Source organism: Streptomyces sp. NPDC020489 (assembly GCF_044386545.1).
In the GTDB taxonomy this organism is placed as follows: Bacteria; Actinomycetota; Actinomycetes; order Streptomycetales; family Streptomycetaceae; genus Streptomyces.
This window is the reverse complement of record NZ_JBIRUZ010000007.1, coordinates 479,181-505,935: the sequence shown is the minus strand read 5'-3', so window position 1 is coordinate 505,935 and position 26,755 is coordinate 479,181. Positions and strand designations below refer to the sequence as shown.

The 26,755-nt window shown below is 70.8% G+C and carries 21 protein-coding genes, 6 tRNA genes and 1 riboswitch; of the genes, 12 read left to right on the top strand and 15 right to left on the bottom strand.

Annotated features, from left to right (window positions below; all coding sequences use genetic code 11):
- Positions 1–74: 74 nt before the first annotated feature.
- The 5 genes from ACH41F_RS22080 to ACH41F_RS22060 form a co-directional block, all read right to left on the bottom strand.
- Entirely contained in the window at positions 75–1,136 is a 1,062-nt protein-coding gene (locus tag ACH41F_RS22080; RefSeq protein WP_398837032.1) for a M23 family metallopeptidase, read from the bottom strand.
- Positions 1,137–1,147: 11 nt separating this feature from the next.
- Positions 1,148–1,305: riboswitch (cyclic di-AMP (ydaO/yuaA leader) on the bottom strand.
- Positions 1,306–1,538: 233 nt separating this feature from the next.
- On the bottom strand, positions 1,539–2,624 hold the full coding sequence (locus ACH41F_RS22075; protein WP_398837030.1) for a PP2C family protein-serine/threonine phosphatase: 1,086 nt from the start codon (positions 2,622–2,624) through the stop codon (positions 1,539–1,541).
- 107 nt (positions 2,625–2,731) lie between these two features.
- A tRNA-Met gene (locus ACH41F_RS22070) sits at positions 2,732–2,805 on the bottom strand.
- A gap of 75 nt (positions 2,806–2,880) precedes the next feature.
- Positions 2,881–4,104, bottom strand: a complete 1,224-nt coding sequence (locus ACH41F_RS22065; protein WP_398837028.1) for an alginate lyase family protein — start codon at positions 4,102–4,104, stop codon at positions 2,881–2,883.
- Between the two features lie 85 nt (positions 4,105–4,189).
- Complete coding sequence (locus ACH41F_RS22060; protein WP_391233639.1) at positions 4,190–5,305, bottom strand: dihydrofolate reductase family protein; 1,116 nt, start codon at positions 5,303–5,305, stop codon at positions 4,190–4,192.
- 68 nt (positions 5,306–5,373) lie between these two features.
- Here ACH41F_RS22060 and ACH41F_RS22055 point away from each other — a divergent pair, with 68 nt between their 5' ends.
- Together ACH41F_RS22055 and ribA are read left to right on the top strand one after the other, a co-directional pair.
- Positions 5,374–5,877 (top strand): MarR family transcriptional regulator, encoded by a 504-nt coding sequence (locus tag ACH41F_RS22055; protein WP_391233638.1) that lies wholly within the window; start codon positions 5,374–5,376, stop codon positions 5,875–5,877.
- Positions 5,878–6,004: 127 nt separating this feature from the next.
- The gene (gene ribA / locus ACH41F_RS22050; protein ID WP_391233637.1) at positions 6,005–6,640 is read left to right on the top strand and encodes a GTP cyclohydrolase II RibA; all 636 of its coding nucleotides are present in this window, start codon (positions 6,005–6,007) and stop codon (positions 6,638–6,640) included.
- Positions 6,641–6,706: 66 nt separating this feature from the next.
- Here the strand turns inward: ribA and ACH41F_RS22045 are convergent.
- From ACH41F_RS22045 to ACH41F_RS22030, 4 genes are all read right to left on the bottom strand, one after another.
- A tRNA-Lys gene (locus ACH41F_RS22045) sits at positions 6,707–6,779 on the bottom strand.
- A gap of 99 nt (positions 6,780–6,878) precedes the next feature.
- The gene (locus ACH41F_RS22040; RefSeq protein ID WP_391233636.1) at positions 6,879–8,435 is read right to left on the bottom strand and encodes an amino acid permease; all 1,557 of its coding nucleotides are present in this window, start codon (positions 8,433–8,435) and stop codon (positions 6,879–6,881) included.
- A gap of 131 nt (positions 8,436–8,566) precedes the next feature.
- Positions 8,567–10,702 carry a DEAD/DEAH box helicase gene (locus ACH41F_RS22035; protein ID WP_398837026.1) on the bottom strand — a complete coding sequence of 712 codons (2,136 nt, stop codon included), beginning with the start codon at positions 10,700–10,702 and terminating at the stop codon, positions 8,567–8,569.
- A 231-nt stretch (positions 10,703–10,933) separates the two neighbouring features.
- Positions 10,934–11,452 (bottom strand): hypothetical protein, encoded by a 519-nt coding sequence (locus ACH41F_RS22030; RefSeq protein WP_391233634.1) that lies wholly within the window; start codon positions 11,450–11,452, stop codon positions 10,934–10,936.
- Between the two features lie 128 nt (positions 11,453–11,580).
- Between ACH41F_RS22030 and ACH41F_RS22025 the strand changes: the two genes are divergently transcribed.
- From ACH41F_RS22025 to ACH41F_RS21990, 8 genes are all read left to right on the top strand, one after another.
- Positions 11,581–11,931, top strand: coding sequence for a metallopeptidase family protein (locus tag ACH41F_RS22025; RefSeq protein ID WP_391233633.1), 351 nt, complete (start codon positions 11,581–11,583; stop codon positions 11,929–11,931).
- 57 nt (positions 11,932–11,988) lie between these two features.
- Positions 11,989–13,587, top strand: a complete 1,599-nt coding sequence (locus ACH41F_RS22020; protein ID WP_391233632.1) for a metallophosphoesterase — start codon at positions 11,989–11,991, stop codon at positions 13,585–13,587.
- A 79-nt stretch (positions 13,588–13,666) separates the two neighbouring features.
- A tRNA-Glu gene (locus ACH41F_RS22015) sits at positions 13,667–13,739 on the top strand.
- A gap of 38 nt (positions 13,740–13,777) precedes the next feature.
- Positions 13,778–13,852, top strand: a tRNA-Asp gene (locus ACH41F_RS22010).
- 24 nt (positions 13,853–13,876) lie between these two features.
- Positions 13,877–13,950: transfer RNA gene (locus ACH41F_RS22005), tRNA-Phe, on the top strand.
- A 95-nt stretch (positions 13,951–14,045) separates the two neighbouring features.
- Positions 14,046–18,005, top strand: coding sequence for an ATP-dependent RNA helicase HrpA (gene hrpA / locus ACH41F_RS22000; protein ID WP_398837024.1), 3,960 nt, complete (start codon positions 14,046–14,048; stop codon positions 18,003–18,005).
- Positions 18,006–18,098: 93 nt separating this feature from the next.
- Positions 18,099–18,173, top strand: a tRNA-Asp gene (locus tag ACH41F_RS21995).
- 198 nt (positions 18,174–18,371) lie between these two features.
- A complete protein-coding gene (locus tag ACH41F_RS21990; RefSeq protein ID WP_391233630.1) occupies positions 18,372–18,590 on the top strand; it encodes a DUF6274 family protein in 219 nt (72 codons plus the stop codon).
- Positions 18,591–19,063: 473 nt separating this feature from the next.
- Here the strand turns inward: ACH41F_RS21990 and bldC are convergent, their stop codons facing one another.
- Positions 19,064–19,270: a developmental transcriptional regulator BldC gene (gene bldC, locus ACH41F_RS21985; protein ID WP_003949541.1), complete on the bottom strand. Its 207-nt coding sequence runs from the start codon at positions 19,268–19,270 to the stop codon at positions 19,064–19,066.
- Positions 19,271–19,819: 549 nt separating this feature from the next.
- Entirely contained in the window at positions 19,820–20,662 is an 843-nt protein-coding gene (locus ACH41F_RS21980) for a hypothetical protein (protein WP_391233629.1), read from the bottom strand.
- A gap of 222 nt (positions 20,663–20,884) precedes the next feature.
- Here ACH41F_RS21980 and ACH41F_RS21975 point away from each other — a divergent pair, with 222 nt between their 5' ends.
- Together ACH41F_RS21975 and ACH41F_RS21970 are read left to right on the top strand one after the other, a co-directional pair.
- Positions 20,885–21,982, top strand: coding sequence for a Leu/Phe/Val dehydrogenase (locus ACH41F_RS21975; protein WP_398837022.1), 1,098 nt, complete (start codon positions 20,885–20,887; stop codon positions 21,980–21,982).
- A 299-nt stretch (positions 21,983–22,281) separates the two neighbouring features.
- The gene (locus tag ACH41F_RS21970) at positions 22,282–22,539 is read left to right on the top strand and encodes a DUF3073 family protein (RefSeq protein WP_391233627.1); all 258 of its coding nucleotides are present in this window, start codon (positions 22,282–22,284) and stop codon (positions 22,537–22,539) included.
- Positions 22,540–22,614: 75 nt separating this feature from the next.
- Here ACH41F_RS21970 and purM read toward each other — a convergent pair whose 3' ends face one another.
- The 4 genes from purM to ACH41F_RS21950 all read right to left on the bottom strand — a co-directional run bounded on the left by purM (position 22,615) and on the right by ACH41F_RS21950 (position 26,715).
- Positions 22,615–23,682, bottom strand: a complete 1,068-nt coding sequence (purM, locus tag ACH41F_RS21965) for a phosphoribosylformylglycinamidine cyclo-ligase (protein WP_391233626.1) — start codon at positions 23,680–23,682, stop codon at positions 22,615–22,617.
- 41 nt (positions 23,683–23,723) lie between these two features.
- On the bottom strand, positions 23,724–25,253 hold the full coding sequence (purF, locus tag ACH41F_RS21960) for an amidophosphoribosyltransferase (protein WP_398837021.1): 1,530 nt from the start codon (positions 25,251–25,253) through the stop codon (positions 23,724–23,726).
- Positions 25,254–25,414: 161 nt separating this feature from the next.
- Positions 25,415–25,858, bottom strand: coding sequence for an META domain-containing protein (locus ACH41F_RS21955; RefSeq protein WP_391233624.1), 444 nt, complete (start codon positions 25,856–25,858; stop codon positions 25,415–25,417).
- Positions 25,859–25,917: 59 nt separating this feature from the next.
- On the bottom strand, positions 25,918–26,715 hold the full coding sequence (locus ACH41F_RS21950; protein WP_398837020.1) for a sterol carrier family protein: 798 nt from the start codon (positions 26,713–26,715) through the stop codon (positions 25,918–25,920).
- Positions 26,716–26,755: the final 40 nt, after the last annotated feature.

Sequence of the window (26,755 nt, the reverse complement as noted above, 5' to 3'; positions counted from 1 at the left end):
GCACACGCAAAACCGGCGGCCCTGACGTCGGGGGGTGTGCGTCAGGGCCGCCGGTGCTCAGGAAGGGGGGAGCCTCAGGGCGTGAGCCCCTTGCTGCGCAGCCACGCCATCGGGTCGATGCCGCTGGACGAACCGCCGGGGTGGACCTCCAGGTGCAGGTGTGCGCCCGTGACGTTGCCGGTCGCGCCCACGCGCCCGATCACGTCACCGGTGGCGACCTTCTGCCCCACGCTCACGCTGATCGAGGACTGGTGGGCGAACCACACCTCGGTGCCGTCGTCGAGGGTGAGGACGGTCTTGTAGCCGTACGAGCCGTCCCAGCCCGCCTGCGTGATGGTGCCGTTGTGGACCGCCTTGATGAGCGTGCCGGTGGGGGCGGCGAAGTCGAGACCCGTGTGGTAGCCGGAGGACCACAGGGAGCCGGCCTGCATGTAGGTGGAGGTGATGGTGTACGCGGAGGTCGGCAGCGTGTACTGCTTGGCCAGCTCGGCCAGACGCTTGGCCTCGGCGGCCTTCTCGGCGTCCGCCTCCGCCTTCTTCTTCGCCTCGGCGGCGTCGTCCGCGGCCTTCTTCAGCGCGGCGGCCTCGGCCTTGGCGGCCTCGTCGGCGAGGGCGGTCTGGGTGGCGAGCTGCGCCTTGTCGGCGACCTGGGTCTGCTGGCTCTCGGCCTGCGCCATGATCCGGTTGCGCAGCGTCTCGCCGGCGCCGGAGGTGGTGGTGGCGGCCTGGATCGCGTTCGTGGTGGTCGCGGGGGCGGCCGTGGGGGCCGCGGGGGCCGCGGCGAGGTCGCTCAGCACGGTGGCCGAGCCCTGCGGCGCCTCCTCCTCGCCCGACACGAACGGCAGGTCCGGTATCGAGAGGGAGACCGGCGGCTTGCCGGTGTTGGCGCTGGCCATCCCGGCCCCGCCGACGGCGGCTATGACGCCTACGCCCAGGACGGTGGAGCTGCGGGCGAATCCGCCGCTGCGCTGCTTGCTGACCCGGTGCTTTCCGCGTGCCGGTCGGACGGAGTCCTCGGTGGGATTCCAGACGTCCTGCGGACCCTCGTCGTGGTGGTAGCTGCCGTGGCCGAAGGCATCGGTGCTGCGCTGGCTCGGCACGTACGGGGCCTCGGGGGCAGGCGGGTTCGACGCCACGTGGGCGTACTCCTTTCCTTCCTTCTCGCCTACCGGGTTAGCTGACGGGTTCGGAGCAGGAAGGTCTCCTACGCGCGTATACCGACCGTGGTGCCACGGCGGGATCCGCGCGATTCACCCCAGGGTGGTGGTTCCCCGGCTCCCTTGCGGGATTAAGCGCGTGAGCACGGAGCCGTCTCTTGTGACGGCTGGGACGACCGCGCTGCGTTATCGAACGTTAATAGACCCGGGGTGTGGATTCCAAGCTGTTCCGCTTGATCATTAACCTTTCTCGGCGGGACGTACAGACCTATGAGCGGTGAAAATCGGGCGAGTTGACCACGCCTCAGCAGGCCCACCGGAACTGACGGCACGTCAGTCGCCCTGCGGAGGGCGCCCGACCGGTCACCGGACGTGACCATGTCACGGGCGGCGTACGGCGAGCAGCGCCATGTCGTCCGTCAGCGCACCCCCGGTGTGCCGGCGCACCTCCGCCGCGAGCGCGGACAGCAGCACCCCCGGATCGCGGAAGGCGCGTCCCGCGAGCCGCGCCGCCGGGTCGTAGAACTCCCCGTTCCGGTCCCGGGCCTCGGAGAGCCCGTCGGTGTACAGCAGCAGCGTCGCCCCGGCCGGGAAGGCGACCTCCTCGGCGCGGTCCGGCCAGGTCCCCAACTCCCCCATCCCGAGCGGCAGCGCGGCCTCGGCGGCGGGCAGCGAGCGCACGGTGCCGTCGGGACACAGCAGCAGCGGCGGCGGATGGCCGCGGTTGAGGATCCGGACCAGCCCGTCACCGTGGGGCAGTTCGGCGAGGACGACGGTGGTGAACCCCTCGAAGGCGTCCAGCCCCTCGCGCCGGGTCCCCTCCCGGGCCAGCGCCCGCTCCAGCCGCCGCGCGACCGCCTCCAGGCCCGCCTCCTGCTCGGCGGCCTCCCGGAACGCCCCGATGACGACGGCGACGGCCGCCACCGCGCCCATGCCCTTGCCGCGCACGTCCCCCACCACCAGCCGCACCCCGTGGGGGCTGTCCTGGACGGCGTACAGGTCCCCGCCGATGAAGGCGTCCTGCTGCGCCGCCTCGTAGCGCACCGCGATGTCGAAACCGGCGATCCGGTCGGCGGGGCGGGGCAGCACGGCCCGCTGGGCGGCCTCGGCGATCTCCCGCTGCGAGGCGAGCCGTTGGTCGCCGCGGCGCACCACCCGGTTGAGGACGGTGGCCAGCACGGCGACGGTGGCCACGGTGAGCACCTCGGTGAGGGCGTCCGCGTCCAGGTGGAGGCCGTAGCGCAGATGCACGGCGAAGGCGGCGACCAGCGCAACGGCCCCGGTGGCCAGGGTGCCGAGCAGCGGGCACAGGGGAGCGGCGACCAGCGGGGCGGCGGTGAAGAAGGGGATCGCGGTGAACGCGCGGGGGGTCAGGAGGTCGTAGAGGATCCCGCCGACGATCAGTACGGCGGGCAGCATCCGCAAGAGGGCGGAGACGTGCCGCCCCTCCTCCGCCTCCTGGTCCACGCCCCCAGGTTTCCCGGAGCCGGACGGGGCGGCGAGCGGTGTGGCCCGACCGGGGGAAACGCTCAGGGCCGGAGTCCATGAACTGGACTCCGGCCCTGGGCCTTCAGTAGCGGGGACAGGATTTGAACCTGCGACCTCTGGGTTATGAGCCCAGCGAGCTACCGAGCTGCTCCACCCCGCGTCGTTGAAACCAGCATACGCCATTCGCGGGACGCTCAGCACCACGGTGGGCTCACGGCGCCACTGACCTGCTTTTTCAGCTGCCGGGGTTGTCCGCGTGGGTGAGGGTCTCCCAGGAGACGAAGAGGTTGTCGGTGCCCGCGGGACGGGTCTCCTCGGCGAGCCGGTGGGCGGCCGGGACGGAGACGTCGAGGCGGTTCTCCAGGTGGTTGAGGGCCACCTCCAGGTCCGGGCCCATGGTCCGCTCCACCTTCCCGCCGCACAGCCACGCGGGCGCGGGCTCGCCGGCCTGGTACCGGGCGTGGAGGTCGAGCGCCGCCTTCAGCCGGTCCTCGACCTCGTCGTAGAGGTCGACGCCCTGGTGCCAGGCGGTCTCGGCGATGTGGGCGGTGGCGGCGATCGAGTAGCCGACGTGCTTGAAGTTGCGGCAGGTCTCCTGGGAGACGCCGTCCTGGTACGTCTTCTGCCCGAACCAGTACGTCGTCAGCTTGGCGGGGGTGTTCACGCCCGCCCCCTTGGGGGTGAGCGGCACCTGGCCGTCCTCCTCCAGGTAGAAGTAGGCGGGCACGCGCTCCCGGAAGCGCTCCAGGGCGTGGTCGAAGGCCTGGTGGTCGTCGAGGAAGACGGCGATGCCGATGGCCGCGCCGGTCATGACGAGGTCCCAGTTGCCGTTGTGGGCGGGGACCTTGCGGGTGACGGTCGGCAGATACGCGCTGCGCAGCATGGTCCGGAACCGCTCGACCCGCTCCTCGGGCCACCCCGCGCCCGGGCTGTGCGCCACGATCTCCGCCGCCCGCGCCCAGGTCGCCCCGGCCCATCCGGTCTGGAGCCCGGCGTCCTCCTCGGTGTGCCGCCGCATCCTCGCCGACCAGGCATCCATGATCTCCCGCGCCTTGACGGCGTGCCGCTGCTTGCCGGTGACCCGGAAGAGCAGTGCCTGCGTGTAGGCGGCGATGGCGTCCTCGCGCTCCTGCACGCACCCGTGCGCGGGCCGGTCGGTGTGGTCCCCGCCGGGACAGTCGACACTCGCGTACGGCTCGGGCCGGTACCGGTACGCCCCGTACTTGCTGTCCCGCATCTCCAGGTACGCCTTCAGCCACGGCTGCTTCCCCGCTGTGACGTGCGTGCGTACGGCGTCCAGCTGGGCGTCGCTGACGAGGACCCCGGGGTGGGTGAACTCCGCGTCCGGGGGCAGGGCGCGGGCCATGGTGCGGGTCCCCGCCCCGGTGTCCCCGCAGGCGGTGGCGAGAAGGGGGAGGAGCAGGAGCACGGCGGCGGCACGGATTCGGGCTGACCTCATGCAGGCAGCGTCACCCTGCCGCGGGCGGCGCGCAGGAGATGTTGGGCTGATCGGTCGTCAGGGCCCCGTCTCCTGTCGTTCCCTGTCAGCTGAGCAGGGGGAGGTTGGGCGCCTTGGCCCGTTCCTCGAACTCCGGGAGGAGGACGACCTCCACGCCCTGCGCCGCGAGCAGCCCGCTCCCGTCGGCCGCCGTCACGAACGTGTCGGGCTCCCGCCAGGCCGTCACGACCCGGCGTACACCGGCGTCCAGGATCAGCCGGGCGCAGGGGGCGGGGCGGGAGGCGCGGCGGGCGCAGGGTTCCAGGCTGCTGTACACCGTCGCCGAGGCCAGCCGGGGGTCGTCCGCGGCGATCTTGGCCAGGGCCGCCTCCTCGGCGTGGACCACCTCGTCCCCGCCCTCGCGGGAGTACCCGCGCGCGAGCTCGGTGCCGTCGGCGGCGACCACGACCGCGCCCACGCTGAACGCGGTCCGCGAGGGCGGGCACAGGGCCGCCAGTTCGCAGGCGAGGCGGAGCCAGTGGCGGTCGGCGGCGGGACCGCCCGGCGCGGTCGGCTCGTAGCGCATGAGGACGACGTCCTCGATCCGCCTCGACTCCACCAGCCGGAGGCGTCCGCCCTGGTAGGCGCCGGGGCCGAAGAGGCGGGGCGCCTCGGGGGTGCCGACGAAGAGGGGGGCGAGGACCAGCTGGAGTTCGTCGGCGAGGCCCTGCTGGAGGAGCTGGGTGTGGATGGTGCCGCCGCCCTCGACCATGAGGCGCCGCACACCGCGGCCGGCCAGGTCCGTCAGGAGCCGGGGCCAGTGCAGGTCGGTGCCGAGGCTGACCACGTCGGCGGCGAGACCGACGGCGCGGGCCCGCTCGGCGCCCTTCTCCGTCGTGTAGAGGACCTTGTCGCCGCCGGTGTGCCAGAACCTCGCCCCGGGGTCCAGGTCGCCCGAGCCGCTGACCGTGACCTTCAGGGGGTACTCCGGAAGGCCCGCCGCGACCCGGGCCGCGCGCCGCTCGGGGGAGTTGACCAGCAGGCGGGGGTTGTCGGCGCGGATCGTGCCGGCGCCGACCAGGATCGCGTCGACCGAGGCGCGGACCTCGTCGACGCGGTCGAAGTCGGCGGGGCTGGAGAGCAGGAGGCGGTCGGGGCCGGTGTCGTCGAGGTAGCCGTCGAGGGAGACGGCGGCGGAGAGGAGGACGTACGGGTGGGACATCGGCGCGGTTCCTCCGGTCGACGGACGGCGAGCTTGGTTAAATTTTGAAGCAAACCTACACTGGAGGCATGACGACCCGCTGGCTCACCGCCGAGGAGCAGCGCGCCTGGCGCGCCTACGTGGCCGCGACGCACCTCCTGGAGGACGCGATCGACCGGCAGCTCCAGCAGGACGCCGGCATGCCCCATCTCTACTACTCCATCCTCGCCCTCCTGTCCGAGACCCCGGACCGGCGGCTGCGCATGACCGATCTCGCCGAGGGGCTGAAGATCACGCGCCCACGGCTGACGTACGCCGTGACACGACTGGAGAAGGACGGGCTGATCCGGCGCGAGAGCTGCCCGTGGGACAAGCGCGGGAGCGTCGCGGTGCTGACCGACGAGGGCATGGCGGTGCTGGAGGAGACGGCACCGGGCCATGTCGAGACGGTCCGCTCCGCGCTCTTCGACCGGCTCACCCCCGAGCAGGTGGCCCAGTTGGAGGAGATCTGCTCGGGGATCGCGGCAGGGCTCCAGGAACCGGCGGGCGACGAGGTGCCGTGGCGGCGGCGCTCCTCGCCCTCGTGCTCCTGAGCCACTCCACAAACCCTTTGCTTCAACTTTCAAGCATGAGGTAGGGTCTCGATCCGTAGAGATGCTTCAAATCTTAAGCAGATATGTGCCCACGCAGGCTACGGACCCCACGGACCGGAGTAACCGCATGATCGACCTCCCCGCCGCCACCCCCCGCTCCCGCGTCCGCGTCCCGCTGCGCTTCGGGGACGGCTACAGCGTCGATGCCGAGCTCGTCACCTTCCACGGCCTGGTCGACGGCCAGGAGCACGTGGCCGTCGTCCTCGGCGAACCGGGCCCCCGCCCCTTGGTGCGGCTGCACTCCGAGTGCCTGACCGGCGACGTCTTCGGCTCCGCGCGCTGCGACTGCGGCCCCCAGCTGCGCGAGGCGGTCGAGCGGATCGCGGACCACGGCGGCGTCCTGCTGTACCTGCGCCAGGAGGGCCGCGGCATCGGCCTCTACAACAAGCTCGACGCCTACGCCCTCCAGGACCAGGGCCTGGACACCTACGCCGCGAACACCGCGCTGGGCCTGCCCGAGGACGACCGCGACTACACGGCCGCCGCCCAGATGCTGCACGCCCTCGGCATCGGCGGGCTGGACCTGCTCTCCAACAACCCCGACAAGGCGGGCCAGTTGCGCGCCCTCGGCATCGACGTCCACGACCGGGTCCCCACGGGGGTCTTCACCACCGCCCACAACGTCCGCTACCTGCGCGCCAAGGTCCTCCAGACCCAGCACACCCTGCCACTGACCGAACTGACGGAACCGATCGCCGGCTAACCGGGCGGGTCCCCCGGACACACCGAAGCCCCCACCTCAGAACCGTCTGACGCGGGGGCTCGCGGGTAGGCCCTGTGGGACTCGAACCCACAACCAATGGATTAAAAGTCCACTGCTCTGCCAATTGAGCTAAGGGCCCAGGCGATGTTGCCTCCCCGAGCATAGCCGGACGCGGCCGCCTCTCCGATCGGGTATCGGGGACACGGCCGCGCCGGATGGGCGGGTCGGGGCGGAAAGGTCACGGATCGACCGGTTCCGGGGCCCCCTTGCGCGCCGCCTCACGGGCCCGGGTCCGCTCGTGCTCGGGGTTGAGGAACCAGTGCCGGGCCGACGCCCACCACCAGGTCGCCGCGAAGCCGAGGACCACCAGCACGGCCACCGGGGCGTAGTTGAAGGTCTCCCAGGTGACCGGCGAGACCTGCGGCAGCATGAAGAGGACCGTGATCACGGCGACCCACACCACCGACACCACGCCGATCGCCCTCGACCAGCGGCCCAGGTGCCACGGCCCGCGCTCGAAGGCCTCGCCCCGGCGCAGCCGCAGCAGGGTCGGGATGACGTAGGCGATGTAGAGCCCGATCACCGCGATCGAGGTCACCGCCGCGTACGCGGTCACGTTGATCAGGTACGGCAGGCCCAGCACCAGCGCGCTCAGCGCCGCCAGCCACACCGCCGCGACGGGTGTCCGGGTGCGCGGGCTGACGGTGTGCCAGAGGTGCGAGAACGGCAGGGCGCCGTCGCGCGAGAAGGCGTAGATCATGCGGCTGTTGGCCGTCACCGAGGCCATCCCGCAGAACAGCTGCGCGCCGATCACGACGAGCAGCAGCAGCTTGCCCGCGGTCGCGCCGAGGGCGTCCAGCAGGATCTGGGCGGGGGGCGCGCCGGTCGGGGACCCCAGCGCCCCGTCGTAGGACTGGATGGCGAAGGTGAAGCCGAGCAGCAGCACGAATCCGGCGATCCACGAGGTCCAGATCGACTGCACGATCCCCTTCGGGCCGGCCGTCGAGGCGTCGTGGGTCTCCTCGGTCATGTGGGCGGAGGCGTCGTAGCCGGTGAAGGTGTACTGGGCCATCAGCAGGCCCAGCGCGACGACGTAGACCCCGCTCCCCCAGCCCGTGTTGTTGACGAACTCGGTGAACACGAAGGACGCGGACTGGTGGGTGTCCGGTACGAAGGTCAGCGCACCGACGATCACGGCCACGCCCACCACGTGCCACCACACGCTGACGCTGTTGAGGATCGCGACGATCCGGACGCCGAAGGTGTTCAGCAGCCCGTGCAGCACGAGGATGCCCGCGAAGAGCAGGATCGTGCGGCCCGGGGTCACCTCGAAGTCGAACTGGAGGTTGAGGTACGCCCCCAGGAAGGACGCGGCGCCGAAGTCGATGCCGGCGGTCACCGCGACCTGGCCGAGCACGTTGAACCAGCCCGTGAACCACGCCCAGGCGGCGGCGGTGCGGGTGGGGGCCAGCTTGTGGGCCCAGAAGTACAGGCCCGCGGAGGTCGGGTAGGCCGAGCAGATCTCGGCCATCGACAGCCCGACGAACAGCGTCATCAGGCCCACGGCCACCCAGCCCCAGGTGATCACCGCCGGGCCCCCGGTGTTCATCCCGAACAGGTACAGCGTCAGACAGCCCGACAGCACCGAGATGATCGTGAAGGAGACCGCGTAGTTGGAGAACGCCGACATGCGGCGGGCCAGGACCTGCGTGTAACCGAGCTGGGCCAGCCGCTCCTCGTCCGACAGGCCGGATGAGCCCTTGGACTGCCCGCTCGCTATCGCGTCATCTGTCATGCCCCCAGCAATTCCCTCACGAGAGGCGTGACACACGTCACAGCATGGCCAAAAACGAACGCCGAAGGGCCCGTACGACCGGAGTCGTACGGGCCCTTCGCGCAGCTATGTGCCTAGGTGCCTACGGGCCGTCAGCCGTTGCGCTTCCAGCGCGGCTTGTCGTCACGGCGGCCGAAGGAGGAACCGGAACCCGTACCGGTGCCGGTGCCGGTACCGCGGTGGTCGTCACGGCGGCCGTAGGGGCGCTCGTGGCCGCCGGAGCGGAAGCCCGGGCGGTCGTCGCGGCGGTCACGGTTGAAGGGGCGGTCGCTGCCCCGGTGGCCACCGCGCTCGTCACGGCGCTCGAAGGAACGGCCGGCGGCCGGACGCTCGTCGCGACGGAAGCCGCCACGGTCGTTGTCCCGGCGCTCGAAGGAACGGCCGCCCTGGTCGTCGCGGCGCTCGAAGGAACGGCCACCACGGTCGTCCCGACGCTCGTCACGGCGGAACCCGCCACGGTCGTTGTCCCGACGCTCGAACCCACGCTCACCGCGGTCGCGGTTGACCCCACCGCGGTCGTCGCGGCGCTCGAAGGGGCGGCCACCACGGTCGTCCCGACGCTCGTCGCGACGGAAACCGCCACGGTCGTTGTCCCGACGCTCGAAGGAACGGCCACCGCGGTCGTCGCGGCGCTCGAAGGAACGGCCACCACGGTCGTCACGACGCTCGTCACGGCGGAAACCGCCACGGTCGTTGTCCCGACGGTCACGACGCTCGTACGACGAGCCCTCGGCGCGGTCGGCGTCCTGCGCCGGCGACTGCTCGGGCACCGACGCCTCGGCGGCCTCGACGACCGCCGCGGCCTGCGCCTCGGCCACCGCGGCCTCCGGGTCCTCACCGCGCTCACGGGCGGCCCGGGCCACGAGACGGTCGGCCTCCTCGCGCAGCTCGGTCGCGCGCCGCTGCGCCCGCTCCAGCTGCTTGGTCAGGGAGGCGACCTCACGCTCGGCCTGCTGGGCCGCGTTGCCCGCGGCCTCCGCCTGCACCTCGGTCATCGACCGGGCGCCGGTGATCTCGGCGACCTCGGGGTCGAAGGCGGCGCCGCCCTGGATGATGTGCCGTCCGGCGTCGACGCCCGCGTCCTCCATGAGGCGGAAGATCTGGCGGCGCTGGTGCGGCAGCGACAGGGAGACGACCGTGCCCGTGCGACCGGCACGCGCCGTGCGGCCCGCGCGGTGCAGGTAGTCCTTGTGGTCACCGGCCGGGTCGACGTTCAGCACCAGGTCGATGCCGTCGACGTGGATGCCACGCGCGGCGACGTCCGTGGCGACGAGCGCGTTGACGTAGCCCTTCTTGAAGTCCTCCAGCACGCGGGTACGGGCGCCCTGCGTCATACCGCCGTGCAGCGCGTCCGCCTTCACGCCCGACTCGCACAGCTGCTCGGCGATACGGTCGGCGCCCAGCTGCGTGCGGACGAAGATGATCGTGCGGCCCTTGCGGGCGGCGATCGCGGCGGTGACCGGCGCCTTGTCCTTGGGCTTCACGATGAGGATGTGGTGGGACATCGTCGTGACGTTGCCCTGGGCGCTGTCGACCTCGTGCGTGACCGGGTTGGTCAGGTAGCGCTTGACCAGCGTGGAGATCTCGTTCTCCATCGTGGCCGAGAACAGCATGCGCTGGCCGCCGCCCGGGATCTGGTCGAGCAGCTCGGTGACCTCGGGCAGGAAGCCCAGGTCGGACATCTGGTCGGCCTCGTCGAGGACGGCGACCTCGACGTTCTCCAGGGAGCAGGCGCCGCGGTTGATGATGTCGCGCAGCCGGCCCGGGGTGGCGACGAGGATGTCGACGCCGCGCTCGAGGGCGTAGATCTGGTTGCCCATCGACGTACCGCCGCAGACGACCTTCATCTTCAGGCCGACGACGTCGCCGTACGGCTGGAGCGCGTCCGCCACCTGCATGGCGAGCTCGCGGGTCGGGGTGAGGATGATCGCGCGGGGCTTGTGCTTCTCGGTGCGGCCGCCGGCGAGTCGCGCCAGGGTCGGCAGACCGAAGGAGAGGGTCTTGCCGGAGCCGGTGCGGCCACGGCCGAGGATGTCCTTGCCGGCCAGGGCGTCCGGGATGGTCGCGGCCTGGATCGGGAAGGGGGCGGTCACGCCGTTCTGCGCGAGCTTGCGCACGACGCCCTCCGGGAGACCGAGCGTGGCGAAGGTGACCTCGGGGGTCTCCTCGACGATCTCGTTCTCGCCGTTCCCGGGCATGACGGCGTGATCAGAACTGGAAATGGACATGCGTATGCGAAACCTTCCGGAGTCTCGTCGGCACGCGCCCGTCAACTCCGTGATTTCGCAATACGACCGCCTCGATGCGGTCAGCCACGGTAAGGGGAGAGAACGCGCCACACGGCGCGCTTCTGCGTTGGCGCCGGGCAAATGAATCAAACGATCTATAACCATACGCACCCATCACCCCTGAAGGCAAACCGACCCCCGTAGACGTACGTCACACCGATGCGAGTCCGCCTACGCGGGCGCCCCCGCCGCCGGTGCCGGCTCCCGCTGGGCCAGCTGCGGCTGGTTGTCCGGGTGGGCGGAGGAGGAGGGCTCGGCGACCGTCGGCGTCGGCGTGGGGGTGGGGGGTTCCGGGGTCGGAGTGGGGGTGGGCTCGGCGGGCTTCGTCGCGGTCGGCTGCGCCTTGGTCGGCGTCGGCTGCGGCTGGTCCGGCTTGCCGGGCTTTCCCCCCGGGGTGGGGGACGCCTGGGCGCCGGCGGACTCCGAGGCGGAGGGCGACGCCGACGCGTCCGCCTTGCCCTTGCCCTTCTTGCGACCGTGCTTGGCGTCCGCCGCGGCGGCCCCGTACCCGCCGCCCCCGCCCGACACCGCCGGACCGCCGTCCGGCGCCTTCCCGCCGCGCTGCCCGGTGGAGTGGGACGGCTTGGCGTCCTTGCCGCCGTCGTCGTCACCCACGCTCATGCAGCCGGTGGCGGCGGCGACCGCCAGCACCGTGGCGGCCAGACGGACAGGTACGTACATGGGGCGCACGGGCAGCCACCTCCGAGGGCGGTTGTGAGGAGTCAACCCGTTCAACTCCCGCCGCCCACAAGAGGACACGCGCGAGCCCCGTCCCGGGCCGCCTCCGCTGCGGGCACCGCGTCCCCGACAATGTCCCTGTGCTGGAGATGACGCGCGAAGCCTTCGAAGAACTCGTGAGCCAGGCCCTGGACCGGATCCCCCCGGAGCTGACCCGGGTCATGGACAACGTCGCCGTGTTCGTCGAGGACGAGCCGCCCGCCGACGACCCCGAACTGCTCGGCCTCTACGAGGGCACCCCCCTCACCGACCGCGGCGAGTGGTACGCAGGCGTCCTGCCCGACCGCATCTCGATCTACATGGGCCCCACCCTGCGCTTCTGCGAGACCGAGGACGACGTGGTGCACGAGGTCGCCGTGACCGTGATCCACGAGATCGCCCACCACTTCGGCATCGACGACGAACGCCTCCACGAACTGGGCTGGGGCTGATCACGGCGGGCCTTCGGCGCCCGCATACCGACCCCCGCACCTGGGCATAGGGGACCAATGGCCCGCGTCCCCGCCGCAGTCCTGAACGTCCTGGTCCGTGTCCGCCGCTCCCCCCGCGCCCTCGCCCGGCGCTACCGCACCCGGCGCCCGCAGCCGACCCTCGAACTCGTCCACCAGCCGCACCCCTGGACCCGGGCCCTCGGTCTGGTGGCCGTCGTCCTGCTCGGGGCGTGGCTGGGCCTGCTGATCGTCGGCAACGTCCGCACCCCGGTCGGGCCCATGAACACGACGATGACCCTGCGCCCGTCCTTCACCGGCGGCACGAAGATCAACGTCTCCCCGCTCGGCGCCCTCCAGCTGGACAGCCACCACGCCCCCGTCCGCCTGGACGTCAACGTCGACCAGCTCGACCCGGCCCGCTCCCAGGCCCTGGTCGACCACCCCGAGCGCATCTCGGGACTGCAGGAGGAGGTCGCCGAGGACGTCGAGCACGGCACCCTCGACCTGGCCGTACGGTCCTGCGTCGCCGTCGTCGGCGGGGCCACCGCCCTCGGTCTCGCCGTCTACCGCCGCCCCCGCCGCGCCCTCGCCGCCGGCGGTCTCGCCCTCGGCCTGCTGGCCGCGTCCGGCGGGACGGCGTACGCCACCTGGAACCCCGACTCCGTCCTGGAGCCGAGGTTCTCCGGACTGCTCTCCTCGGCCCCGTCCCTGGTCGGCAACGCCCGCAACATCGTCACCGAGTTCGACGTCTACCAGCGCGAGCTGGCCCGCCTCGTGACCAACGTGACGAAGCTCTACGACGTCACCTCCACGCTCCCCGCCTACGCGCCCGACCCGACCACCATCCGCGTCCTGCACGTCTCCGACATCCATCTGAACCCGGCGAGCTGGAAGATCATCGCCTCGCTGGTGGAGCAGTACCAGGTGAACGTCATCGTCGACTCCGGCGACACCATGGACCACGGCACCGCCGCCGAGAACGGCTTCCTCGATCCCGTCGAGGACCTCGGGGCGCCGTACGTGTGGGTGCGGGGCAACCACGACTCCCGGATCACCCAGCGCTATCTGGAGGGCCTGAAGAACGTGCACGTCCTCGACGACGGCCGGGCACAGACCGTCGCGGGCGTGCGCTTCGCCGGGATCGGCGACCCCCAGTACACCCCCGACCGCAGCGAGAAGCCCGGCGCCGAGGAGTCCCAGGAGGCCGCGGGCGCCCGGCTGGCCGCCGCCCTGCGCGACTACACGACCGCCGGGAAGCCGGTCGACGTGGCCGTCGTGCACGAGCCGTCGGCCGCGCGGGAGGTCGACGGGTCGGTGCCGCTGGTGCTCTCCGGGCATCTGCACCACCAGGAGATGGAGGTCATGCGCCTGGGCACCCGGCTGCGCGTCGAGGGCTCCACCGGCGGCAGCGGCCTGCGTGCCGTCGAGGGGACGTACCCGGACCCCATCGAGGCCTCGATCCTCTACCTCGACCGTGACTCCCGCCGCCTCCAGGCCTGGGACGAGATCAGGCTCGGCGGGCTCGGCCTGACGACGGCCGAGGTCAGCCGCCACCTGCCGGAGGAGAACCAGCCCGGGGCCACCCCGACGCCGACGCCCACCCCGCGGCCGTCCTCCCCGGCCCGGCCGTCCACCCCCTCACCGAGCGCTCCCTAAACCGTTTTGGCGATACCTCCCGGCATCCCATATGCTTCTCACGTCCCCGACGCGCTGCGAAGCGCAAGGCGGGCCGATAGCCCTCATCGTCTAGCGGCCTAGGACGCCGCCCTTTCAAGGCGGTAGCACGGGTTCGAATCCCGTTGGGGGCACGCAACACCGTGTGCGAGACTGTTCGCGCACACAGCTTGGTCCTGTGGAGCAGTTTGGAGTGCTCGCCACCCTGTCAAGGTGGAGGCCGCGGGTTCAAATCCCGTCAGGACCGCTGAGGTTTCCCCGGAAACCTCGTGGCTGGGTAGCTCAGTTGGTACGAGCGATCGCCTGAAAAGCGATAGGTCGCCGGTTCGACCCCGGCCCCAGCCACAGCACAGACCCCGATCTTCGGATCGGGGTCTTGGTGTATGCCGGGGCAAAACCGTTCGCCAGTAATTTCCCCGGGATGAGATCCTGGATCGCGTATGTCTACGCACCCTGCCCCCGCCCCCGGCGCCCCCGCCTTCGCGGACCTCGCCGCCCGCCTGACCGAGCTCTCCCTGCGTGACGCGCACCGGCTCGGGCGCAGGCTCGAAGGCGCGCGCAGGATCCGCAAGCCGGAGGCGCGGTCCGCCGTGCTGGCCGAGATCGAGGCGGAGATCGGCAAGGGCGAGGAGCGGGTGGGCGCCCGCCGGGCCCGCGTGCCCGCCGTGTCGTATCCCGAGCAGCTCCCGGTCAGCCAGAAGAAGGACGACATCGCGGCCGCCATCCGCGACCACCAGGTCGTGATCGTGGCCGGTGAGACCGGTTCCGGCAAGACCACCCAGATCCCCAAGATCTGCCTGGAGCTCGGCCGGGGCGTCAAGGGCATGATCGGGCACACCCAGCCCCGCCGGATCGCCGCCCGTACCGTCGCCGAGCGGGTCGCCGAGGAACTGGACACCCCGCTCGGCGAGGCCGTCGGCTGGAAGGTGCGGTTCACCGACCAGGTGAACCCGGAGGCGACCTTCGTCAAGCTGATGACGGACGGCATCCTGCTCGCCGAGATCCAGACCGACCGCGAGCTGCGCGCCTACGACACGATCATCATCGACGAGGCCCACGAGCGGTCCCTCAACATCGACTTCCTGCTCGGCTATCTCGCCCAGCTGCTGCCGAAGCGCCCCGACCTCAAGGTCGTCATCACCTCGGCGACCATCGACCCCGAGCGGTTCTCCCGGCACTTCGGGGACGCCCCGATCGTCGAGGTCAGCGGCCGGACGTATCCGGTGGAGGTGCGCTACCGGCCCCTGCTGGAAGAGGACTCGGACGACGCCGACCGCGACCAGATCACCGCGATCTGCGACGCCGTGGAGGAGCTCCAGGGCGAGGGCAAGGGGGACATCCTCGTCTTCCTCTCGGGCGAGCGGGAGATCCGGGACACCGCGGACGCGCTCACCAAGAAGAACTACCGCTTCACCGAGGTCCTGCCCCTGTACGCCCGGCTCTCGCACGCCGAGCAGCACCGCGTCTTCCAGCCGCACACCGGCCGCAGGATCGTTCTGGCAACCAACGTCGCCGAGACCTCGCTGACCGTCCCGGGCATCAAGTACGTCATCGACCCCGGCTTCGCCCGCATCTCCCGGTACAGCCACCGCACCAAGGTCCAGCGGCTGCCCATCGAGCCGATCTCGCAGGCCAGCGCCAACCAGCGCAAGGGCCGCTGCGGCCGTACCTCGGACGGCGTCTGCATCCGCCTGTACAGCGAGGAGGACTTCAACGCCCGCCCGGAGTTCACGGACGCGGAGATCCTGCGCACCAACCTCGCCTCCGTCATCCTCCAGATGACCGCGGCCGGCCTCGGCGACATCGAGAAGTTCCCCTTCATCGACCCGCCGGACCACCGCAACATCCGCGACGGCGTCCAACTCCTCCAGGAACTCGGCGCGTTGGACCCGGCGCAGAAGGACGTCCGCAAGCGGCTCACCGACACCGGCCGCAAGCTCGCCCAGCTGCCGGTCGACCCGCGCCTCGCGCGCATGGTCCTGGAGGCCGACAAGAACGGCTGTGCCCGCGAGGTCATGGTCATAGCCGCCGCGCTCTCCATCCAGGACCCGCGCGAACGGCCCGCCGACAAGCAGACCCAGGCCGACCAGCAGCACGCCCGCTTCAAGGACGAGACGAGCGATTTCCTCGCCTACCTCAACCTGTGGCGCTATGTCCGTGAGCAGCAGAAGGAGCGCGGCTCGTCGTCCTTCCGCCGGATGTGCAAGCAGGAGTACCTCAACTTCCTGCGCATCCGCGAATGGCAGGACATCTACTCCCAACTGCGCACGGTCGCCAAGCAGATGGGCATCCACCTCAACGAGGAGGACGCGGCCGACCAGAGCGTCCACGTCTCCCTGCTCGCCGGCCTCCTCTCGCACATCGGCATGAAGGACGTGAAGGACGGCAACAAGAACGAGTATCTCGGCGCCCGGAGCGCCAAGTTCGCGATCTTCCCCGGCTCGGCCCTCTTCAAGAAGCAGCCGCGTTTCGTCATGTCGGCGGAGCTGGTGGAGACCTCGCGGCTGTGGGCCCGGGTCAACGCGAAGATCGAGCCCGAGTGGGTCGAGCCGCTCGCCGAGCACCTGCTGAAGCGGACGTACTCCGAACCGCACTGGGAGAAGGACCAGGCGGCCGTGATGGCGTACGAGAAGGTCACGCTGTACGGCGTGCCGATCGTCGCCCAGCGGAAGGTCAACTACGGCCGGATCGACCCAGAGGCCTCCCGCGAGCTGTTCATCCGCAACGCGCTCGTCGAGGGCGACTGGCGCACCCACCACAAGTTCTTCGCCGACAACCGCCGACTCCTCAGCGAGGTCGAGGAGTTGGAGCACCGGGCCCGGCGCCGGGACATCGTGGTCGACGACGACACCCTCTTCGACTTCTACGACCAGCGGGTGCCCGAACACGTCGTCTCCGGCGCCCACTTCGACTCCTGGTGGAAGCACAAGCGGCACGAGCAGCCGGACTTCCTGGACTTCGAGCGGGAGATGCTCATCCGCGAGTCGGCGGAGGCGGTCACCAAGGCCGACTACCCGGACTCGTGGCGGCAGGGGCAGCTGAAGTTCCGGGTGACGTACCAGTTCGAGCCGGGCGCGGACGCGGACGGTGTGACGGTCCACGTCCCGCTCCAGGTGCTGAACCAGGTCACGGACGAGGGCTTCGACTGGCAGATCCCCGGGCTCCGGGAAGAGGTCGTGACGGAGCTGATCCGTTCCCTGCCCAAGCCGATCCGGCGCAACTACGTGCCGGCACCGAACTTCGCGCAGCGCTTCCTGGCCACGGCGGTGCCGCTCCAGGAGCCCCTGACCCTCACGATGGCCCGCGAGCTGAAGCGGATGGTCGGGGTGCCCTTCGAGGCCGAGGACTTCGACTGGTCGAAGGTCCCGGACCACCTGCGCGTCACCTTCCGGATCGTCGACGAGCGGCGCCGCAAGATCGCCGAGGACAAGGACCTGGAGGCGCTGAAGCTCCAGCTGAAGCCCAAGGCGCGCAAGGCGCTCTCCCAGGCCGCCGCCGCCACCGCCGAGCGCCAGGGCGGCGAGTCCCTGGAACGCAAGGGCCTGACGGACTGGACGATCGGCACGCTGACGCGGGTCTTCGAGACCCGGCGCGCGGGGCAGCCGGTGAAGGCGTACCCGGCGCTGGTCGACGACGGTGACACGGTCTCCGTGCGCCTCTTCGACACCGAGGCGGAACAGGCCGAGGCGATGTGGAAGGGCACCCGCCGGCTGATCCTGCGCAACATCCCGGTGAACCCGGGGAAGTTCGCCTCGGAGAAGCTGACGAACCCCCAGAAGCTGGCCCTGTCGGCCAATCCCCACGGCACGATCCAGGCGCTCTTCGACGACTGCGCGATGGCGGCGGCGGACCGGCTGATCGCCGACTTCGGGGGGCCCGCGTGGGACGAGGAGTCGTACCGGAAGCTCTACGACAAGGTGCGCGCCGAGATCGTCGACCTGACGGTCCGTACGGTGGGCCAGGTGCAGCAGGTGCTGGCCGCCTGGCAGGCCTGTGAGCGCCGTCTGAAGGCCGTACGGAGCCCCGCGCTGCTGGCGAACCTGACGGACGTGCGCAAGCAGCTGGACGCCCTCGTGAAGCCCGGCTTCGTCACGGAGGCGGGACTGCGGCGGCTGCCGGACCTGATGCGGTACCTGGTCGCGGCGGACCGGCGGCTCCAGCAGATGCCGACCAACGTCCAGCGGGACACCACCCGCATGGAGAAGGTCCACGAGATGCAGGACGAGTTCGCGTGGCTGCTGGAGCAGCTGCCGAAGGGCCGTCCGGTGCCCGCGTCGGTCCTGGACATCCGCTGGATGATCGAGGAGCTCCGGGTCAGCTACTTCGCGCACGCGCTGGGCACCGCGTACCCCGTCTCGGACAAGCGGATCGTGAAGGCCATCGACGCCGCCGCACCGTGACGGACCCCGCACCCTGGGTGAGTTCGCGCAGGAGGCTCCCCCTCCTGTACAGTCCTTCTCGCAGCGCAACGCACGAATCGCACTGCGAAACCTGGTCCTGTGGAGCAGTTTGGAGTGCTCGCCACCCTGTCAAGGTGGAGGCCGCGGGTTCAAATCCCGTCAGGACCGCAGTGAAAGAGCCCGGATCTTCGGATCCGGGCTCTTCTTCGTTCCCGGTGCGCACCGGCGTGCCCCACTGCGCCCCGGCTCGGTGAGCGCGCCCGGTCGCGGCACCCGCGGGCGTCCCAGGCCGTCTTGACGGCGTGACAATCGCTCGGTACTCCAGAAACCAGGGCCGTTTCCGGGGCGGCCTCCTGGAGGTGGCGCATGGCGGCTTCGGCTCGGCACGAGACGCGGGCGCTGCTCCGTGCGCATCTGGCGGCCGCCTCCTCCTATCGCCATCTGACGCGGCACTGCCCCATCTGCCACCAGCTCCTGCGGCTCGCCCTGGACTCCGCCCCCACCGCCCCCACGGCCCCCTCCGCCTCCCGGGCCGGCGAGACGGCCGGGGAGGCCGTCGAGGACGAAAGTCCCGCCGACGCGTGACCAACGGCGGCCCCAACACCCGTGCGGGCGTGGGACGGTGGAACAAGCGCCTCCTCTAGCGCACCCGCGCCAGGGGCAACAAGGACCCTGGCATGTGACGGGTGTCACCGCATGAGTTTCTGAAACTGCGGTACTTACGACCCGCCTACAACTGGTCAATTTAATATGTGCAATTGCACCAGCCCGCAGGCCGACCCGTCGGTACGTCCGCGAGGGCCCACAGGAGATCCGACACCCCTCCCCAGACTCCGACAAGCCCGCTCACAGCGCCGTGCGCAAGGGCCCGTTCCGCGCACAAAAAAGATCGCGCTGGACTCGGCGGAGTCCAGCGCGATCGACGACGCACCCTGTGATGTTCTTGGACGAGCTTGGGCGTGGGCCCTGTTGGGGCAGAACCCGCGTCGCTTGGAGCTTGGGTCACGGACGCCGCGGCATGTTGGGGGACCTGCCGGTTTGTCCGTTATTCAGTTGGTTCAGGCCTCGCTGCGCTGCTGCGGGATGCCCGCGAGCAGTGCACGGACCTCCGCCTCGCGGTAGCGGCGGTGCCCGCCGAGCGTACGGATAGACGTGAGCTTCCCAGCCTTCGCCCACCGCGTGACCGTCTTCGGGTCGACGCGGAACATCGTGGCGACCTCAGCCGGGGTCAGCAGCGGCTCGGCATCAGGGGTGCGAGCGGTCATGAGCGGCCTCCTCGGGAGAACCGAACCTTCTCGGTTCTTTCCTCTAAATTCTGCACCTTGACCCGCGTTGCCCGAAATGGCGGACGCGAGTCGAGTCGGTTATAGGACGAACGGCTTGTCCTCGGCACTACAACTACACCATCTGTCCAGCCGCGTCGGCCAAACCGATGGAATTGCCCCCCAGACGTTCATCGGCGACAGAGGCCGATGGACCATGCCATAGCGGACAGTCACGCCACTGTGACGATCAGTCACAGAGGCGATCAGGAGTCACCAGACCCCCCAAAGCGGAACCTCCCCCGGGCCCCTTGTCCTATTTTGGCATGAGGAGGGGCAAGAGATGCAAGGGCCGGGTACGTGCGGTCCGTCACGCTTGACACTCTGTGAGGCGTACGCCCGGATAGGGACCTACGTCCCTTGTTGGCTGAGCATCAGGCGAAACTTGGTGACTCCTTGACCGAGGACGAAACCCCAAAACGGGCGTCTCGTCAAACGTCAGTTCGTGATCGAAGGCGCACCGGTCCGTGACCAAAGTGACCTGAAGCACACTCAGTTCGCCGAGCGACGGTCCCGCACCGACCGCCAGCGCTCCACCAGCCGCGCGTACGCCTCCCCCGCGGCCGCCCCGTCGCCGAGCCGCAACGCCTCGATGCCGGCGGCGACGTCGGCCGCCGAGTGGTCGTCCTCCAGCTCCCCCGGCGGCAGGGCGTGCACCAGACCGCCGTAGTCCAGTTCCACGTGCGAACGCGGATGGAACTCCTCCAGCCAGCGCCCCACGTCCACCAGCCCGTCGGTGAGCGGCCCCTCCTCGACGGAGTCCTTCAGCGTCCGCAGGGCCCGCGCCACCCGCCGCCGCGCCTGCACCATCGGCGTCCGGTAGCGCAGCGTCGGCGGATCCTGCCCGGACCCCTTGTCGAAGGCCCGCTCCTCGTCCGCCACCAGCACGAACCAGTGCAGCGGGACCTGCCAGGTCGAGGTGCGGATCCAGGGCCGGGCGTCGGGGTTGCGGACCAGCCAGCGCTCGTAGTCCTGTGCCGCCTGGCGTCGTACGACCTCCGGCAGCACCGCGTCCAGGACCGGGCCCGGCAGCTCCTCGTCCAGCTCCTGGAGCGCCAGCCAGCCGCGCAGCCGGGTCCGCCAGGGGCAGACGCAGACCACCCCGTCCACGTCGATCACGAACGCGTCGCCGCTCTCGTGCACCGGCACCGCGATCGGCGGGGTGGGCAGCAAGTCGGCCAGGGAGCGGCGCAGTTCGTCCTGGTACGAGGGGCGGTCGGGGCGGCGCGCGTAGCGCGTCCAGTGACCGCGCTCCGGCTCCGGGAAGGCCGCCAGAGGCTCGTACACGCGCAGATAGGTCGCGTACGGGACGACCACCGAGGACACCTTGGGCACGCCTGCTCCCTCCCCCGCCCGCTGCCGGGAAAACCTGCGGAACCCGCTCACGGACGAGCCGGAAATCCCCGCAGATCGTCGCACGGGCGTACTCCGCGAGGGGGTGATCCTGAGCACGGCGAGGTCCGCGGGGCCGGCCAGGCTCTAATCTCGTGCTCACAGCGCCCGCCACCCCTACGGGAGCTGGTCCCAACAGCGGCTACTTACCCAGGAGTCACCACAGTGACCGACGTATCAGCCGGCGTCCTGCACACCCTGTTCCACTCGGACCAGGGCGGTCATGAGCAAGTCGTGCTCTGCCAGGACCGTGCCAGCGGCCTCAAGGCCGTCATCGCCCTCCACTCCACCGCGCTGGGCCCCGCCCTCGGCGGCACCCGGTTCTACCCCTACGCGACCGAGGAGGAGGCCGTCGCCGACGCCCTGAACCTCTCGCGCGGGATGTCCTACAAGAACGCCATGGCGGGTCTCGACCACGGCGGTGGCAAAGCCGTGATCATCGGCGACCCGGACTCCGTCAAGACGGAAGAGCTGCTGCTCGCCTACGGCCGGTTCGTGGCCTCCCTCGGCGGGCGCTACGTCACCGCGTGCGACGTCGGTACGTACGTCGCCGACATGGACGTCGTCGCCCGCGAGTGCCGCTGGACGACCGGGCGGTCCCCCGAGAACGGCGGCGCCGGGGACTCCTCCGTGCTCACGTCCTTCGGCGTCTACCAGGGCATGCGGGCCTCCGCCCGGCACCTGTGGGGCAGCCCCTCACTGGCCGGCCGGAAGGTCGGCGTCGCCGGCGTCGGGAAGGTCGGCCGCCACCTGGTGGAGCACCTGCGGGCCGAGGGCGCCGAGGTCGTGATCACGGACGTGCGCGAGGAGGCCGTCGGGCGCATCCTCGCCGCGCACCCGGAGGGCGTCACGGCCGTCGCCGACACGGCCACCCTGATCCGCACCGAGGGCCTCGACGTCTACGCCCCCTGCGCGCTCGGCGGCGCCCTCGACGACGACACCGTCCCGGCGCTGACCGCCAAGGTGGTCTGCGGCGCCGCCAACAACCAGCTCGCCCACCCGGGCGTGGAGAAGGACCTCGCCGACCGCGGGATCCTCTACGCGCCGGACTACGTGGTGAACGCGGGCGGTGTCATCCAGGTCGCCGACGAGCTGCACGGCTTCGACTTCGAGCGGTGCAAGGCGAAGGCGGCGAAGATCTACGACACCACCCTCGCCATATTCGCACGTGCGAAGGAGGACGGGATCCCGCCGGCCGCCGCGGCGGACCGGATCGCCGAGCAGCGGATGCACGAGGCGGCGATGGCTCGCCGGGCCCGGTGATCCGGCGGCGCCCGTAGGGGTGCGGCCGGTACCCGCCGACGGGCACGTGGAGACAACTCTCACGTTCGTCGGCGGGTCGGCCGTCGAGAAGTGGTTAAAATCGCGGTTGACCAGCGGGTACAGGGCACCCCGAGGGTTGTGGGTGCAGCCGCGTCCTGCGGGCGACGTACCGTATGTGCGTGGGCTCAGGTACCGTGGGAGCCCTACGGACCGGTCTCTCTGCGGAGAGCCCGTTCCAGATCATGAACGCGTGTCAAGACTCTGGGGCCACCGAGCCCCGTATCCGAGGGGGTCGAGCCATGGGGCGCGGCCGGGCAAAGGCCAAGCAGACGAAGGTCGCCCGCCAGCTGAAGTACAGCAGCGGCGGGACTGATCTGTCGCGTCTGGCCAATGAGCTGGGCGCTTCGACTTCGAGCCAGCCGCCGAACGGCGAGCCGTTCGAGGACGACGAGGACGAAGACGACCCGTACTCCCAGTACGCGGATCTCTACAACGACGACGATGAGGACGAGGACGATCAGTCCGGTCCCGCGTCCCAACATCGCCGCGGCGCTTGACGCATCAGCTGTGCTTGACCCGGTCCGGGGTGGTCCACACCACCGGACCGGGTTTTGCGCTGCCCCGCGCGACCCTCAGGCGCTGTAGTCGCCGACCAGCTCCGCACCCGTGGTGCGGTCGCCGCGGTCGGTGATCTCGCCGGCCACCCAGGCCTCGACCCCACGGTCGGCCAGCGTGGTCAGGGCGACGTCGGCGGACTCCTCCGGGACGATGGCGATCATGCCCACGCCCATGTTGAGGGTCTTCTCCAGCTCCAGGCGCTCGACCTGACCCGTCCTGCCGACGAGGTCGAAGATCGGGGCCGGGGTCCAGGTGGAGCGGTCGACGACGGCGTGCAGCCCGTCCGGGATCACCCGGGCCAGGTTGGCGGCCAGACCGCCGCCGGTGACATGGCTGTACGCGTGCACGTCGGTGGTGCGGGCGAGCGCCAGGCAGTCCAGCGAGTAGATCTTCGTCGGCTCCAGGAGTTCCTCGCCCAGGGTGCGGCCGAGCTCCTCGATCCGGGCGTCCAGGGACAGGCCCGCCTCGTTCAGCAGCACATGCCGGACGAGCGAGTACCCGTTCGAGTGAAGACCGGACGCCGCCATGGCGATGACCGCGTCACCCGTACGGATGCGATCCGGGCCCAGCAGCCGGTCGGCCTCCACCACGCCCGTACCGGCGCCGGCGACGTCGAAGTCGTCCGCGCCGAGCAGTCCGGGGTGCTCGGCCGTCTCGCCACCCACCAGGGCGCAGCCGGCCAGCACACAGCCCTCGGCGATGCCTTTGACGATCGCGGCGACCCGCTCGGGGTGGACCTTGCCGACGCAGATGTAGTCGGTCATGAACAGCGGCTCGGCGCCGCACACCACGATGTCGTCCATGACCATCGCGACCAGGTCGTGGCCGATCGTGTCGTAGACGCCCAACTGGCGCGCGATGTCGACCTTCGTGCCGACGCCGTCGGTCGCCGAGGCGAGCAGCGGGCGCTCGTAGCGCTTGAGGGCGGAGGCGTCGAAGAGACCGGCGAAACCGCCGAGGCCGCCGAGGACCTCGGGGCGCTGGGTCTTCTTCACCCACTCCTTCATCAGCTCCACGGCGCGGTCGCCCGCTTCGATGTCGACGCCCGCGGCTGCGTAGCTGGCACCAGTTGTCTCAGACATGACGGTGAGAACTTTCGTGTCGTACTGCGGAGAGGACGGGCTTACGGGCGACGGATCGCGTCGGCCGCTGCCGTGGCCGCGGGACCGGCGGCCAGCTCGGTCTCCAGGAGCTGCTTGCCGAGCAGTTCCGGGTCCGGGAGCTCCATCGGGTACTCGCCGTCGAAGCAGGCACGGCACAGGTTCGGCTTGGCGATGGTGGTCGCCTCGATCATGCCGTCGATGGAGATGTACGCCAGGGAGTCGGCGCCCAGCGAGGTGCCGATCTCGTCGATCGTCATGCCGTTGGCGATGAGCTCGGCGCGGGTGGCGAAGTCGATGCCGAAGAAGCAGGGCCACTTCACGGGCGGGGAGGAGATCCGGATGTGGACCTCGGCGGCGCCCGCCTCGCGGAGCATGCGGACCAGGGCGCGCTGGGTGTTGCCGCGCACGATCGAGTCGTCGACGACGACCAGGCGCTTGCCCTTGATGACTTCCTTCAGCGGGTTCAGCTTCAGCCGGATGCCGAGCTGCCGGATCGTCTGGGAGGGCTGGATGAACGTACGCCCGACATAGGCGTTCTTCACCAGGCCCGCGCCGAAGGGGATGCCGGAGGCCTCCGCGTAACCGATCGCCGCCGGGGTGCCGGACTCCGGGGTCGCTATGACCAGGTCGGCCTCGACAGGGGCTTCCTTGGCGAGCTTGCGGCCCATCTCCACCCGGGAGAGGTAGACGTTGCGGCCGGCGATGTCGGTGTCGGGGCGCGCCAGGTAGACGTACTCGAAGACACAGCCCTTGGGCTTCGCTTCCGCGAATCGGGAGGTGCGCAGGCCGTTCTCGTCGATGGCGACGAACTCGCCCGGCTCGATCTCGCGGACGTAGGAGGCGCCGCAGATGTCGAGGGCGGCGGACTCGGAGGCGACGACCCAGCCGCGCTCCAGGCGGCCGAGGACCAACGGGCGGATGCCCTGCGGGTCGCGGCCGGCGTACAGGGTGTGCTCGTCCATGAAGACGAGCGAGAACGCGCCCTTGACCTGCGGGAGGATCTGGTGGGCCGCCTCCTCGATGGTCAGCGGCTTGCCGTCCTCGTCGACCTGGGCCGCGAGGAGCGCGGTCAGCAGGTCGGTGTCGTTGGTGGCGGCCACCCGGGTCGAGCGGCCGTTGGTGTCCTTGGGCAGGTCGGCGACCATCTCGGCGAGCTGCGCCGTGTTGACGAGGTTGCCGTTGTGGCCGAGCGCGATCGAGCCGTGCGCGGTGGCACGGAACGTCGGCTGGGCGTTCTCCCACACGGAGGCCCCGGTGGTCGAGTAGCGGGCGTGACCGACCGCGATGTGACCCTGGAGGGAACCGAGAGAGGTTTCGTCGAAGACCTGGGAAACGAGGCCCATGTCCTTGAAGACGAGGATCTGGGAGCCGTTGCTGACCGCGATTCCCGCGGATTCCTGACCCCGATGCTGGAGGGCGTAGAGCCCGAAGTAAGTGAGCTTGGCGACCTCTTCACCCGGAGCCCAGACACCGAAGACGCCGCAAGCGTCCTGGGGGCCCTTCTCGCCGGGGAGCAGATCATGATTGAGTCGACCGTCACCACGTGGCACGTTTCCGAGTGTAGGCGAGGTCGGCCACTGGTCCGCAGGGGGGATACGGACCTTTGGTGAGTCCCACGGCGGCAAGGGCTTTGGCGGATTTTTCGTTTTCGCTGGTCAGCGCCGTGCGTGGACGGCCTTTTCGCAGAGATGAGTGAGGTGCCGCACACCTCTCAGCCGGTGGACTCCGTCAGGCGGACGGTGTCTCCGCCCGCGGTCGTGAGCGTGAGGCGGTCGTCGCTGACGGTGGTCTTCAGGGGGCCGCCGACGAGGGTGCCGGCGAGGATCCGCTCGAAGGTCATGACGGGCTTCTCGCAGGCCATCCTGGTGGTCGTGGCACGGCTCAGCCGGATGGTGCCGTCCGCCGCGGTGCTGACCTTGGCGTTGAAGTGGTTGCAGCCGTAGCTGCCGGCCGCCCTGCCGTCCTCGATCTCCACGTCGGCCCCGGTGGGCGCCTTGTGGGTGGTGCCGTCGACGGTGACGCTGTCGACGCTCCAGTGGACGCCGGTGACGGGTTTCTCGGCGCCGACCGAACCGCTGCCCGCCGTCTCGGAGCCGCAGGCCACGGCGAGCGGGAGCACGGTCAGGACGACGAGGGTCAGTCGCTGTGTGTCCATGCCGATGGGACGGGTGGGGCGCCGAACGGGTTCCCCCGCTGGTTCTTCCGGGGGACGGCTCAGCCCATGAGGGGCAGCAGCCGGCCGAGGTCCGCCCGCTCACCGCTGGCGCTGACCTTCGCGTCCTCGACGGCCTCCCGCCAGGTCACCCGGCCGGTCGCGAGCCGGATCCAGGTCAGCGGGTCGGTCTCGACGACGTTCGGCGGGGTGCCGCGGGTGTGCCTCGGCCCCTCCACGCACTGCACGACGGCGTACGGCGGGATCCGCACCTCGGTCGAGCCGCCCGGCGCCCTGGCGGCGAGCGCGTCGGCCAGCAGGCGGGTGCAGGCGGCGAGGGCCTGGCGGTCGTGGGGGACGTCGAGGCCGGGCAGCGCGGCGTTGAGGTCGTCGGTGTGCACGACGAGTTCGACGGTACGGGTGACCAGGTGGTCGGCGAGGGTCATGGCGCCGGTGCGGGTGCCCAGGAGGCGGTCGCCGGGGGTCTCGGCGAGCTTGCGGGTGAGGCGTTCCTCGGTGTCGGCGTAGAGGGCGACGAGGTCGGGGTGGGCGGCGGCCAGGACGCGGGTGTCGTCGGAGATGCCCTCGGCGCGGGCGGCGGTGGCGAAGGGCCAATCCAGGAGGGTCAGGCCCGGCTCGGACGGCTCCTCGCGGTCGATGTTCCGGCTGACGGTCTCCACGGCCATGGTGAGGTGCGCGGCGAGGTCGCGGACGGTCCAGTCCCCGAGGCGGGTGGGCCGGGCGAGCTGCTCGTCGGTGAGCGTGCCCACGGCTCGGCGCACATGGTGGAACTGGGCGAGCACCGCGGTGCGGATCTTGGCGGGGTCGTAGGCGCGGGCGCGCTTCTTGGCCGGGGGCATGGGGGTCAGCCTATGGTTCCCCGCCCCGCGCCCTCGGACG